This window comes from Streptomyces sp. McG3, assembly GCF_018619185.1.
Lineage (GTDB): Bacteria > Actinomycetota > Actinomycetes > Streptomycetales > Streptomycetaceae > Streptomyces.
Map to the genome: position 1 here is coordinate 19074 of NZ_JAAXYC010000067.1, position 12460 is coordinate 31533.

The following is a 12460-nucleotide window of genomic DNA, read 5'->3' on the forward strand; positions in this document are numbered from 1 at the left end:
CTGGGGTGTCTGGGTGGGGAGCGGCGCCGGGGACCGGGTCGGGGTTTCCGGCGCCGCCGTGACGGGTGCGGTGGTGCGTGCGGGTGCTGGTGCGGGTGGCCAGGGGGGTCAGCCCTTGACGGCTCCGGCGGACATGCCGGTGACCAGGTGCTTCTGGGCGAAGAGGAACACCAGGGCGGCCGGGATGGCGATGAGCACGGAGGCCGCGGTCATGGGGCCCCACTGGGCTCCGTACTGGTTGACGAACTTCTGGAGTCCGCCGGCCAGCGTGAGGTTCTCGTCGCCGACCAGGAAGGCGGAGGCGTACGCCACTTCGCCCCAGGCGGTGATGAAGGAGTAGAACGCGGTGACCGCGAGGCCCGGCTTGGCCAGCGGCAGGATCAGGCGGAAGAAGGTGCCGAACGGGGTGAGGCCGTCGACCTCGCCCGACTCGTCGATCTCGCGCGGGATGGTGTCGAAGAAGCCCTTCATCATCCAGGCGCAGAACGGCACCGAGATGGTGAGGTAGGTGATGACGAGTCCGGCGGGCTGGTTCAGCAGCCCGAGGCTCGACATGATGTTGTAGATCGGCACGATGAGGACGGCGACCGGGAACATCTGGGTGATCAGCAGCGTCCACATCAGTCCGCGCTTGCCGGGGAAGCGGAAGCGGCTCACCGCGTATCCGGTGGTGGCGGCGACGAAGACGCCGATCACGGTGGAGAGCGCGGAGATGATCACGGAGTTGGCGAACCAGTTCAGGAACTCCGTGTCGCGGATCAGGTTCGTGTAGTTGACGAACGTCGTCTCGCGGAAGAAGTCCGTGGTGGTCGCGAACTTGGCGGGCTTGAGCGAGGTCAGCAGGACCCACAGCACCGGGAAGACCGCGATCACCGAGGCGACGATCAGGGTGAGGTGCAGGGCGACGGAGGCGAGCGGGGAGCGCTCGCCGCGCAGCCGGACCTTGGGGGCGCCGTGCCGGGCGGGGGTGTCGGTCGCGGTGGTCACCAGTTGTCTCCCTGGGAGCGCAGGACTCGCCGGTAGACGAGGGCGAAGAGCATCAGGAGTACGAGGATCAGCACGCCCCAGGTGGAGGACTGCGCGTAGTCGCGCGGGCTGATCTCGAAGGAGAACTTGTACGCCTGGGTCACGAGGATCTGGGTGGCCTCGCCGGGTCCGCCGCGGGTCAGCAGGAAGATCACCGGGAACATGTTGAAGGTCCAGATGGTGGAGAGCAGGACCACCGTGGTGGAGACCGGGCGCAGTCCGGGCAGCGTGATGTGGCGGAAGCGCTGCCAGGCGGTGGCACCGTCCATCTCGGCCGCCTCGTACTGCTCGGAGGGGATGGACTGGAGTCCGCCGAGGAGGGCGACCATCATGAACGGGATGCCGAGCCAGACGTTGACGGCGATGACCGCGAACTTGGCCCAGGTCGGGTCGTTCAGCCACGGCACGGCGTCGATGCCGGCGCCGCCGAGGACCTTGTTGAGCAGACCGCGCTCCTCGTTGTAGAGGAAGCGCCAGGCGAAGACGGAGACGAAGCCGGGGATGGCCCAGGGCAGGATGAGGGCCATGCGGTAGGCGGAGCGTCCGGCGATGCGGCGGTTGAGGATGTTCGCCAGGGCCATGCCGAGGACGAACGTGACGCTCACGCAGGAGACGGTCCACACCAGCGTCCAGCCGAGCGTGCCGAGGAACTGCGAGCCGGTCAGCGCGTCGATGTAGTTGTCCGCGCCGACGAACTCGTAGGTGGCGGGGATCTCGTTGACGCCGATGGAGCGGGCGACGTTGCGCTCGTCCGCGTCGGTCATCGAGAGGTAGACGCCACGGACCAGCGGATAGCCGATGATCACGCCGATCACGACGACGACCGGGGCGACCATGGCCCAGGCGTACCAGTGGACCGACAGCGCCCGCCTCAGACGGCCGGGCTTCGGTGGTGGGGTGCCAGTACCGCGGCTCCGGCCGCGGGCGATGTTCTCGCCCGCGGCCTTCACCACCGACTGGCTGGTGTGGACAGCCATCAGTCGGCCAACCTTCCTGTTACTTCCAGCCCTCGAGGAGCTTGCGGTAGGAGTCGCCGGTCGACTTCGCGGCCTTCTCCGGCGTGGTCTGGCCGGTGAGGACCTTGGTGTACTCGATGCCGAGCGGGGCGAAGAGGCTGCCGCCCTCGGGGATCCAGGGGCGCTCGACGGCGGTCTCGACGACCGGCTTGAAGAAGCCGACGATCTCGCTGTCCACGGCTTCCTGCTTGGCGTACGCGGAGGTACGGGTGGGCAGCAGGTTCAGCTCGCCGGCGGCGGTGGCCTGGCTGTCCACGGACGTCATGTACTCGACGAAGGCGTAGGAGGCGTCGAGGTTCTTGGAGCCCGCGTAGACGGCGAGGTTGTGGCCGCCCTGCGGGGCTCCCTGGGCGGCGGAGCCGGCCGGGACCGGGGCGATGCCCAGGTTGTCCTTGTCCGTGAACTCCTTGCCGGTCAGGGTGTCGGCGACGGCCCAGGGGCCGTTGATCATCATCGCGACGTCGCCGCCCTTGAACGACTGCATCATGTTCTCCCAGCCGTCCGAGGCGTCCGTCTTCGCGGTGCCGTCATCGACCAGGGCCTTGACCGCCTTGAAGGCCTTGACGCCCTCGGGCTTGTCCACGGTGATGGACTTGGATCCGGCGTCGACGAGGTCGCCGCCCTCGCCGTAGAGGAAGGAGAGGAAGTAGTACGGGTCGTCGCCGCGCAGGTAGAGACCGGTCTTGCCGGTCTTGTCCTTGATCTTCTTCGCGGCGGTCTTGAGGTCGTCCAGGTTGGCGGGCGCCTCGACGCCGGCCTCCTTGAGCAGCTTCTTGTTGTAGAAGATGCCCATGGAGTCGATGACCTGCGGGACGGCGTAGGTCTTGCCGTCGTACTCGGTGGAGGCGACGGCCTGCTTGAGGAAGTCGTCCTGGTTCTTCAGGGCGGCGGTGCCGTCCAGCGGGGCCAGGTAGCCGAGGTTGGCGAAGTCCGGCGTCCAGGCGACCTCGGAGCGGATCACGTCGGGGGCGCCGTCGCCGGCCTGGGCGGCGTTCTTGAACTTGTTCTGCGCGTCGCCGAAGGGCACGTTGACGTACTTGACGTCGACCTTCGGGTGCTTCTTCTCGAAGCCCTCGGCCAGCTTCTTGAAGACCTTGTCCTCACTGCCGACGCTGGAGGTGTCCCACCAGGTCACCGTGCCGGAGAGCTCGCCCGAGCTCTTGCCGCCGCCGGACTCTTCGTCGCTGCCGCAGGCGGTCGCCGCGAGCGCCAGGGCCGCGACCAGGGCGGTGGCCGTTATGCCACGTCGCATCTGAACTCCTTCAACTGCCGTACCGCTCCGTCGCGGCGCCGGGTCGACGTGAACGTAACAAGGATGAAAGACGACCGAAAGAGCTTGCGGAAGATTTCTGCAAGCCTTGGTGATCGTTACATTCGCGTGTCCTCAAGGTTGCCGTCAAGCCCCTTGACGAGGGTCACTCACCCCTGGCAGGGGCAGGCGGGACACGGCATATCCGCAGTGCGACGATCCGACCGCAGCCCGCGATCCGGGGCCGCAAGTCCTTGCAAGGCGTTGCCGGAGAACCCCCTGGCACCCTCCCCCGCACCACCCCTCGCACGGTGGGCAATCCGACACGGGCCCGGTACAGTCCCATCCCATGACCGCACGGCTTGCCGATATCGCAACTCAGGCGGGGGTCAGCGAAGCAACGGTCAGCCGGGTCCTGAACGGCAAGCCCGGAGTCGCGGCGACCACCCGCGAATCCGTCCTCGCGGCACTCGACGTGCTGGGGTACGAACGCCCGGTGCGGCTGCGCAGGCGCAGCGCGGGACTGGTCGGCCTGATCACCCCGGAGCTGGAGAACCCGATCTTCCCGGCGCTGGCGCAGGTCATCGGCCAGGCGCTGACCCGGCAGGGCTACACCCCGGTACTGGCGACCCAGACGCCCGGCGGCTCCACCGAGGACGAACTCACCGAAATGCTGGTGGACCGGGGCGTTTCCGGCATCATCTTCGTCTCCGGGCTGCACGCGGACACCTCCGCCGATATGCAACGCTACGAGCAACTGCGCGGCCAAGGCGTCCCGTTCGTCCTGGTGAACGGTTTCTCCGCCAAGGTGCAGGCGCCCTTCATCTCACCGGACGACCGGGCGGCGATGCGCCTCGCGGTGACGCATCTGGTGGCCCTGGGCCACACCCGTATCGGTCTGGCGGTCGGCCCCAAGCGCTTCGTGCCGGTGCTCCGCAAGATCGAGGGCTTCCACGCCACGATGCGGGAGCAGCTGGGCCTCGCACCGGACGAGGTGGAGGAGCTGATCCAGCACTCCCTGTACACGCTGGAAGGCGGCCAGGCCGCCGCCTCCGCCCTGATGGAGCGCGGCTGCACGGCGGTCGTGTGCGCGAGCGACATGATGGCGCTCGGGGCGATCCGGGCGGCCCGCCGGCTGTCGAAGGACGTGCCGCGCGATCTCTCGGTCGTGGGCTACGACGACTCGCCGCTCATAGCGTTCACGGACCCGCCGCTGACGACGATCCGGCAGCCGGTGACGGCGATGGGCCAGGCCGCCGTCCGCACGCTCCTGGAGGAGATCGGCGGAACCCCGGCACCCCACAGTGAGTTCGTCTTCATGCCTGAGCTGGTGGTTCGCGGCTCGACGGCCTCGGGCCCCGCAGGCGGCTCAGGGTCGCCCTCTCGTCCCTGAGACGCAGAATGTGCGACCGGAACCCGACCGGAGGATGATCGGGGGCAGGGGAATCACTATGGAAGACTCTCTGCCTATGGGTGAAACACGGGTGACAACGCACGAAGGCCGGTCAACAGCCGATCCTTCACCCATCGCGGCCGAGGCGGCCCCCGAAGCCGCCACCGCGTCCACCACTCCCCCGGCTTCCGGGAAGACCGGCCGACTGCTGGCCCGGCTCCGCTCCCTGCGGATGCCCCGCCGCCCCCGGCTCTGGTTCGAGATCCTGCTCATCGCGGTCAGTTACTGGCTGTATTCGCTCGTGCGCAACGCCGTCCCGGAGCAGAAGGCCCAGGCGCTGCGCAACGCGGACTGGATCTGGTCGGCGGAGAAGTCCCTGGGCCTCGCCTTCGAGGAAACGGTCAATCACGCGGTCAATTCCGTGACATGGCTGATCGTGTCGATGAACTACTACTACGCGACGCTGCACTTCGTCGTGACCATCGGCGTCCTCGTCTGGCTGTTCCGCCGTCACCCGGGCCGTTACGCGGCGACGCGGCTGGTCCTCTTCGCGACGACGGGCGTAGCGCTGCTCGGCTACTACCTCTACCCGCTGGCGCCACCCCGTCTGATGAACGGCGCGAACTTCATCGACACCGTGCTCCTGCACGAGACGTGGGGCTCGATGGCCTCGGGCAACTTCAAGAACATGTCGAACCAGTACGCGGCGATGCCGTCGATGCACATCGGCTGGTCGCTCTGGTGCGGGCTGACGATCTTCGCCCTGGCCTCGGCACCCTGGGCCCGCATCCTGGGCCTGCTCTACCCGACGCTCACCCTGGTCGTCATCGTGGCCACCGCCAACCACTTCTGGCTGGACGCGGTGGGCGGCATGGCCTGCCTCGCGTTCGGCTACGCGGTCTCCCGCGTCTGGTACGGCTCACTGCCGCACCGGCTCCCGAAGTGGGTACCGGACCGCCGGGGACGCTTGACCGCCCTGCGCGCCCGACTGCCACGCCCGGCATCGGAGCCGAAGCCGGAGAAGCACCCCGAATCCAGCCGCTCCGGCGCTTGAGGAGCGGGGTCCTTCCTCCCTCCCGGAGTTGCCTTCCAGCCCCTCCGGGGTTCCCTCACTCCCCTCCGGCGGCGTTCCCTTCCAGCCCTCCGGCGTTTGAGGAGCGGGGCCCGGGGCGGAGCCCCGAGGGGCCCCGGGGCCGGGCCCCGGGAGCACGCGTCTAGGGCGCCGCCCCGTAGAACCGCTCCTCCACCACCGCCCGCGCCCGCCGCGTGATCCGCCGGTAGTCGTCCAACATGTCCCCGACATGCCCGGGCTCGTACCCCAGGTACCGCCCGACCGCCGCCACCTCCCGCGGGTCGGACGGAAACGTGTCGCCCGCCCGCCCCCGCACCAGCATCACCGCGTTGCGGACCCGCGTCGCCAGGACCCACGCCTCGTCCAGCGTCTGCGCGTCCTCCACCGGAATCAGCTCCGCCGCACACGCCGCGGCCAGCGCCTCACGCGTACGCGTCGTGCGCAGCCCCGGCTCCGCCCAGCCGTGCCGCATCTGCATCAGCTGCACCGTCCACTCGACGTCGCTCAGCCCTCCCCGCCCCAGCTTCGTGTGGAGCGTGGGGTCGGCGCCGCGCGGCATCCGCTCGGACTCCATCCGCGCCTTGAGCCTGCGGATCTCCCGTACGGCGTCCTCGCCGAGCCCTTCCATCGGATACCGCAGCGGATCGACCAGCTCGATGAAGTCGCGTCCCAGCTCCTCGTCGCCCGCCACCGGTTCGGCCCGCAGCAGCGCCTGGCTCTCCCAGACCAGCGACCAGCGCCGGTAGTAGGCCTCGTACGACTTCAGCGTGCGGACCAGCGGCCCGCTCTTGCCCTCCGGGCGCAGATCGGCGTCGATCAGCAGCGGCGGATCGGCGGTGGGCAGCTGGAGCAGCCGCCGCATCTCCCCGATGACCGTGTTGGCGGCCCGGGCCGCCTCCTCGTCGCTCACACCTTCGCGCGGCCGGTGGACGAAGAGGACGTCGGCGTCGGAGCCGTAACCCAGCTCGTGCCCGCCGAAGCGGCCCATGCCGATGACGGCGAACCGGGTCGGCAGGGTGTCGCCCCACTGCGCGCGGACGGCGGCCCGCAGCGCGCCCGCGACGGTGACGGCGTTGAGGTCGCTGACGGCCGAGCCGACGCGGTCGACGAGGGCCCCGTGATCCTGCTCGGCGGGGTTGTCCTCGGTGCCGTACGAGCCGATGAGGTCGGCGGCCGTCGTGCGGAACAGCTCGCGGCGGCGGACCCCGCGCACCACCGCGACGGCCGACTCCGCGTCCCCGGCACGCCCCACCGCGGCCAGCACCTCCTGCTCCAGGTGGGCCCGGGTGCGGGGCGTGAGCCCCTCCGGGTCGCCGAGGATCGCCACCGCCTCCGGGGCCCGCATCAGCAGGTCCGGGGCGAGGCGGCCGGCGGAGAGGACCCGGGCGAGGTTCTCCGCGGCGGCGCCCTCGTCGCGCAGGAGCCGCAGGTACCACGGGGTCTTGCCGAGCGCGTCCGACACCTTGCGGAAGCCGAGGAGGCCGGCGTCCGGGTCGGCGGAGTCCGCGAACCAGCCGAGCAGCACCGGCAGCAGGGTGCGCTGGATGGCGGCCTTGCGGGAGACCCCCGAGGAGAGGGCCTCCAGGTGCCGCAGGGCGGCCGCCGGGTCGGCGTACCCGAGGGCCTCCAGGCGGATCGCGGCCGCCTTCGCGCTGAGCCGGGACTCGGCGGGGGCCAACTGGGCGACGGCGTCCAGCAGCGGCCGGTAGAAGATCTTCTCGTGCAGCCGCCGTACGACGGAGGCGTGCCGCTTCCAGGCCTTGTTCAGCTCGGCCACCGGGTCGGTGCGCATCCCGAGCGACCGGCCGAGCCGCCGCAGATCCGCCTCGTCATCGGGGACGAGGTGGGTGCGGCGCAGCCGGTAGAGCTGGATGCGGTGCTCCATGGAGCGCAGGAAGCGGTACGCCTCGTCGAGCTGGGCGGCGTCCGCGCGCCCCACGTACCCGCCCTCGGCGAGCGCCCGCAGCGCCTCCAGGGTGGAGCCGCTGTGCAGGGAGGCGTCGCTGCGCCCGTGCACCAGCTGGAGGAGCTGCACCGCGAACTCGACGTCGCGCAGTCCGCCGGGGCCGAGCTTCAGCTCCCGCTCGATCCGGTCCGCGGGGATGTTGTCGACGACACGGCGGCGCATCTTCTGCACGTCGGGGACGAAGTTCTCCCGGTCGGCGGCCCCCCAGACGAGCGGCGACACCGCCTCGACGTACGCCGCGCCCAGCTCGGGGTCGCCGGCCACCGCGCGGGCCTTCAGCAGCGCCTGGAACTCCCAGGTCTTGGCCCAGCGCTGGTAGTAGGCGAGGTGGGAGCTGAGGGTGCGCACGAGCGGCCCGTTGCGGCCCTCGGGGCGGAGGTTGGCGTCGACCTCCCAGATGGTGCCCTCGACGGTGGTCTCGGAGCAGATCCTCATCATGTGGGCGGCCAGCCGGGTGGCGGCCTGTATGGCCTTGGTCTCGTCGACCCCGTCGCGCGCCTCCCCGACGAAGATCACGTCGACGTCGGAGACGTAGTTCAGCTCGCGCCCGCCGCACTTGCCCATCGCGACGACGGCGAGCCGGCACCGGGCGGCGTCCTCGGGTGCGGCCGTCCGGGCGATGGCGAGAGCGGCGCGGAGGGTGGCGGTGGCGAGGTCGGCCAGTTCGGCGGCGGTCTGCGCGAGGTCGGTCGTCCCGCACACGTCCCGGGCGGCGAGGGTGAGCAGACACCGGCGGTAGTTGACCCGCAGCGAGTCCGGGTCGGCGGCGGCGGCGAGCCCGCGCTCGAACTCGGCGACCCCGGGGTGCAGGTCGACCGCCTCGTACGTGACGAGCGCCCGCCAGTCGCGCGGGTGCCGGGCCAGATGGTCGCCGAGCGCCTCCGAGGCGCCGAGGACCCCGAGGAGCCGGTCGCGCAGGGGCTTGGCGGTGACGAGGGTGTCGAGCAGCACCTGACGCTCGCTCTCCGCCTCGGCCTCGGCGATCCGGACCAGGCCGCGCAGGGCCAGGTCCGGGTCGGCGGTGGCCCCGAGCGCCTCCAGGAGGACGGGATCGGACCGTACGGAGGCCAGCGCGTCCAGGTTGAGGAGCTGGTCGGCGGCGGACGGGTCGGTGAATCCGTGCCGCAGCAGCCTGGTGAACGTACTGCTTCTGCGCCCCGGCGCGGTCGTCATCCCGTGCTCTCCTGCCAGCCGAACCGAACTGCGTAGCGTGGTGTCGCGGCGGCGCGGCCACGTCGCCGCGTCACAGCGGTTCGAGCCTAGTCCTGTGCGGGTGCGTTCGGGGCGGCGGCGGGGTCCCCCCACGGAGGAATCCCCGCCTGCTCCGCGGCCCCGACGGGAACCGTCCCGACTGCCGGGACGTGGACCGTCCCGACGAGGACGGTGGCGTACAACTCCTCGGAGACCAGGACCCGGGGGCTCAGCCCGGCGGCGCGCAGGACCTCGACCGCCGTGTCCCGCTGCCGCTCGCTCGCCTCCACGAGCAGGCTGCCGCCGGGCGCGAGCCACCGGGGCGCCTCGGCCGCGACCCGGCGCATGACGTCGAGCCCGTCGCCGCCGCCGTCCAGGGCGACGCGGGGTTCATGGATGCGGGCCTCGGCGGGCAGCAGCTCGACGTCGTCGGTGGGGACGTAGGGGACGTTGGCCAGCAGCACGTCGACCCGGCCGCGCAGGGTGGCGGGCAGCGGGGCGAACAGGTCGCCCTCGTAGACGTGGCCCAGGTCGCCGATGTTGCGCCGGGCGCAGCGCACGGCGGCGGGTTCGACGTCGCAGGCGTGCAGTTCGGCCGCGTCCGAAGCGGAGGCGAGGGCGACGCCGAGCGCACCGGAACCGCAGCAGAGGTCGACGACGACGGCCCGGCGGGGCGCGAGGGCGGCGGCCTGTGCGACCAGGAACTCCGTACGGCGGCGGGGCACGAAGACGCCCGTGTCCACGGCGAAGCGGCGGCCGTGGAAATCCGCCCAGCCCAGGACGTGTTCGAGCGGCAGCCCGGCGGCGCGGTGCTCGACGAGGGAGGACAGTTCGTCGACGGAGGCGGCGGCCTCGTGGAGGAGCCGGGCCTCGTCCTCGGCGAAGACACAGCCGGCGCGGCGGAGGGCGAGGACGGTGGAGGAGAGGGAACTCGACGGGGGAACCGGCATACGAGCGAAGCCTTTCGGGGAAACCGATGGGCGCTCCGCGATCGACTTATGCCGTCCGGTCGGCTACTGCCGGTCGTACGACGCGATCGCGCGGGGTGAGCACCCAGTCTGATCCAGCGGTAATGGGGCTCACCTCCTCGGTCGATCTCGTCGATCCCCGTGGCGTACGGGGGTGGTAACACTACAACAGCCCGCTCCGGCGCCCGTACGGGGCGCGAGAACGGGCTGCTGGCCCGGATCCGGTGCCGCTCTCCTACAGATCGACGCTGTCCCGCAACTTGGTGGGCGTCAGGAACAGGGAGGCGATCACACCGATCACGGCGATGCCGGCCGAGATGAGGAAGATGTGGCCGGTCGCCTCCCCGTACGCGGCCCGGACGACGTCCTGGACCTGGGGCGGCATGGCGGCGACGTTGAGGGTGGAGCCGCTGGAGCCGGAGGCTGCCGGGTCGACGCCGAGTTTCGTCAGCCCGTCGGTGATCCGGGTGGCGACCTGGTGGGCGAGGACCGCGCCGAGCACCGAGACGCCCATGGTGCCGCCGAGGGAGCGGAAGAAGGTGATCGCTCCGCTGGCCGCGCCGATCTCGCTGAGCGGGACGGTGTTCTGGAGGACGAGCACCAGGTTCTGCATCGACATGCCGACCCCGACGCCCACGCCCAGCATCCCCAGCGACACCAGGACGAGCGAGGTCCGGTGGTCGATGAAGGACAGTCCGAGGAAGCCGAGGGCGAGAACGATCACACCCGCGACGATGAACGGCTTGACCTTGCCGGTCTTCGACACGAGGCGCCCGGCGACGGTCGAGGAGACGAGTACGCCGGCCATCAGCGGGATGGTGAGCAGTCCGGCCTCGGTGGGCGAGTAGCCCCGGCCGATCTGGAAGTACTGGCCGAGGAAGACCGCGCCGCCGAACATGGCCATGCCGACGGCGAGGCTGGCGACGATGGCGAGGGCGGGGTCCCGGCGGCGGACGACGTGCATCGGGACGACGGGCTCCTTGACCCGGGTCTCGACGAGAACGGCCGCACCGAGGATGAGCGCGCTCCCGCCGACCATGAGGCCGCTCTGCCAGGAGATCCAGTCGAAGTCGGTGCCGACGAAGGTGACCCAGAGGAGCAGGAGACTGACCCCGGCGGCGATCAGCGACGCGCCGAGGTAGTCGACCTTGGTGTCGGGCCTGCGGACCTCGGCGAGGTGCAGGGTGCGGGCGAGGATCACGGAGGCGACCAGCGTGAAGGGCACGGCGATGAAGAAGCACCAGCGCCAGCCGAGCCAGGAGGCGTCGGTGATGAACCCGCCGAGCAGCGGCCCGCCGACGGTGGCGACGGCCATGACGCCGCCGAGGTAGCCGTTGTAGCGGCCGCGCTCCTTCGGGCTGATCATCGCGGCGATGATCACCTGGACGAGCACCTGGAGCGCGCCCATGCCGAGCCCCTGTACGGCGCGGAAGGCGATCAGCTGTTCGGTGGACTGGGCGAATCCGCAGGCGACCGACGAGACGACGAAGAGCCCGATGGCTATCTGGAGCAGCAGCTTCTTGCTGAACAGGTCGGCGAGCTTGCCCCAGATCGGGGTGGAGGCCGTGGAGGCGAGCAGGGTCGCGGTGACGACCCAGGTGTACTGCGACTGCGTGCCGTCGAGGGACCCGATGATCTGCGGGAGCGCGACCGAGACCACGGTGCTGCTGATCATCGCCACGAACAGCACGATGAGCAGCCCGCTCAGGGCCCGCAGGACGTGCCGGTGGTCCATGGGTGCGGCGGCGGGGGCCCCGGCCGGGGCGGTGGCGGTGTCTGCTGCGCTCACGCGCAACCTCCGGAAAGTTCGTACGAGAGGCCCGTACGGGGCGGTCGTGACGGGTGTCCGCGCGGGCCGCCGGTACGGGAGGGAGAAGACTTCACCATACATGCACACTGGGCAATTTTGCCCACTGCGCAACAATCTCGCACCCGGGGGATAATGCCCCCATGAACAGCAGCACCGCGGGACCGGGACTCCGGGAACGCAAGAAGGAAGCCACCCGGCAGGCCGTGCACGAGGCGACCCTGCGCCTGACGGTGGAGCACGGCTTCGACCAGGTGACGGTCGAGGCGGTGGCGGACGCGGCCGGGATCTCCCGCAGGACGTTCTCCAACTACTTCACCAACAAGGAGGACGCCCTCCTCTACGGCGAGGAGCAGCAGATCAGGGCCCTGGTCCGCACGGTGAGGGACCGCCCCGCCGACGAACCCGCCTGGCCGGCCCTGCGCGCGGCGGTGGCCCAGTTCGCGGAACGCGTGGCGCCCCCGGAGCGCGAGTGGGCGGTGCGCACCCGCCTGGCGATGCGCCACCCCTCGCTGCTGGCGCGCCAGTTGGCCAACCACGCCACCCTGGAACGCGACCTGGCCGAAGCGGTCGCCGCCCGCCCCGGCCCGGCCTCGGCCCCGGTCCGCCCGATCGTCCTGGCGGCAGGCTTCCTGTCCTCGCTCCGGATCGCGATGCGCATGTGGATCGAGGAGGACCTGACCCGCGAGCCGGCGGAGGTGATCGACGAGATCCTGGACGAGATGGGGCGGGGTTTCGCATGAGGGACGGGGCTGTCGCTTATACACATCTC

The 12460-nt window shown here is 70.8% G+C and carries 9 protein-coding genes; 3 read left to right on the plus strand and 6 right to left on the minus strand.

Annotated features, from left to right (window positions below; all coding sequences use genetic code 11):
- Window positions 1-108: 108 nt before the first annotated feature.
- The 3 genes from HET64_RS13920 to HET64_RS13930 are packed head-to-tail and all read right to left on the minus strand — an operon-like array spanning window position 109 to window position 3294.
- A complete protein-coding gene (locus HET64_RS13920; RefSeq protein ID WP_215105351.1) occupies window positions 109-987 on the minus strand; it encodes a sugar ABC transporter permease in 879 nt (292 codons plus the stop codon).
- Window positions 984-2003: a carbohydrate ABC transporter permease gene (locus HET64_RS13925; RefSeq protein WP_215105353.1), complete on the minus strand. Its 1020-nt coding sequence runs from the start codon at window positions 2001-2003 to the stop codon at window positions 984-986. Before HET64_RS13925 ends, HET64_RS13920 begins: the two co-directional genes overlap by 4 nt.
- A 19-nt stretch (window positions 2004-2022) precedes the next feature.
- Window positions 2023-3294: an extracellular solute-binding protein gene (locus HET64_RS13930; RefSeq protein WP_215105355.1), complete on the minus strand. Its 1272-nt coding sequence runs from the start codon at window positions 3292-3294 to the stop codon at window positions 2023-2025.
- Window positions 3295-3640: 346 nt separating this feature from the next.
- Between HET64_RS13930 and HET64_RS13935 the strand changes: the two genes are divergently transcribed.
- Together HET64_RS13935 and HET64_RS13940 are read left to right on the plus strand one after the other, a co-directional pair.
- Complete coding sequence (locus HET64_RS13935; RefSeq protein ID WP_215105362.1) at window positions 3641-4684, plus strand: LacI family DNA-binding transcriptional regulator; 1044 nt, start codon at window positions 3641-3643, stop codon at window positions 4682-4684.
- A gap of 58 nt (window positions 4685-4742) precedes the next feature.
- Window positions 4743-5738 (plus strand): phosphatase PAP2 family protein, encoded by a 996-nt coding sequence (locus HET64_RS13940; RefSeq protein ID WP_374105559.1) that lies wholly within the window; start codon window positions 4743-4745, stop codon window positions 5736-5738.
- A gap of 160 nt (window positions 5739-5898) precedes the next feature.
- Here the strand turns inward: HET64_RS13940 and HET64_RS13945 are convergent, their stop codons facing one another.
- The 3 genes from HET64_RS13945 to HET64_RS13955 all read right to left on the minus strand — a co-directional run bounded on the left by HET64_RS13945 (window position 5899) and on the right by HET64_RS13955 (window position 11616).
- Complete coding sequence (locus HET64_RS13945) at window positions 5899-8895, minus strand: bifunctional [glutamine synthetase] adenylyltransferase/[glutamine synthetase]-adenylyl-L-tyrosine phosphorylase (protein ID WP_215105366.1); 2997 nt, start codon at window positions 8893-8895, stop codon at window positions 5899-5901.
- An 86-nt stretch (window positions 8896-8981) separates the two neighbouring features.
- Complete coding sequence (locus HET64_RS13950; protein ID WP_215105368.1) at window positions 8982-9863, minus strand: putative protein N(5)-glutamine methyltransferase; 882 nt, start codon at window positions 9861-9863, stop codon at window positions 8982-8984.
- A 253-nt stretch (window positions 9864-10116) separates the two neighbouring features.
- On the minus strand, window positions 10117-11616 hold the full coding sequence (locus HET64_RS13955) for an MFS transporter (RefSeq protein WP_215105372.1): 1500 nt from the start codon (window positions 11614-11616) through the stop codon (window positions 10117-10119).
- Window positions 11617-11831: 215 nt separating this feature from the next.
- Between HET64_RS13955 and HET64_RS13960 the strand changes: the two genes are divergently transcribed.
- The gene (locus tag HET64_RS13960) at window positions 11832-12431 is read left to right on the plus strand and encodes a TetR family transcriptional regulator (RefSeq protein ID WP_215105370.1); all 600 of its coding nucleotides are present in this window, start codon (window positions 11832-11834) and stop codon (window positions 12429-12431) included.
- Window positions 12432-12460 lie beyond the last annotated feature (29 nt).

Excerpts from the sequence above, each read along its gene's own strand:
- HET64_RS13925 (WP_215105353.1), bottom strand. The coding sequence starts at position 2,003 with ATGGCTGTCCACACCAGCCAGTCGGTGGTGAAGGCCGCGGGCGAGAAC.
- HET64_RS13930 (WP_215105355.1), bottom strand. The coding sequence starts at position 3,294 with ATGCGACGTGGCATAACGGCCACCGCCCTGGTCGCGGCCCTGGCGCTC.
- HET64_RS13935 (WP_215105362.1), top strand. The coding sequence starts at position 3,641 with ATGACCGCACGGCTTGCCGATATCGCAACTCAGGCGGGGGTCAGCGAA.
- HET64_RS13940 (WP_374105559.1), top strand. The coding sequence starts at position 4,743 with ATGGAAGACTCTCTGCCTATGGGTGAAACACGGGTGACAACGCACGAA.
- HET64_RS13945 (WP_215105366.1), bottom strand. The coding sequence starts at position 8,895 with ATGACGACCGCGCCGGGGCGCAGAAGCAGTACGTTCACCAGGCTGCTG.
- HET64_RS13950 (WP_215105368.1), bottom strand. The coding sequence starts at position 9,863 with ATGCCGGTTCCCCCGTCGAGTTCCCTCTCCTCCACCGTCCTCGCCCTC.
- HET64_RS13955 (WP_215105372.1), bottom strand. The coding sequence starts at position 11,616 with ATGGACCACCGGCACGTCCTGCGGGCCCTGAGCGGGCTGCTCATCGTG.
- HET64_RS13960 (WP_215105370.1), top strand. The coding sequence starts at position 11,832 with ATGAACAGCAGCACCGCGGGACCGGGACTCCGGGAACGCAAGAAGGAA.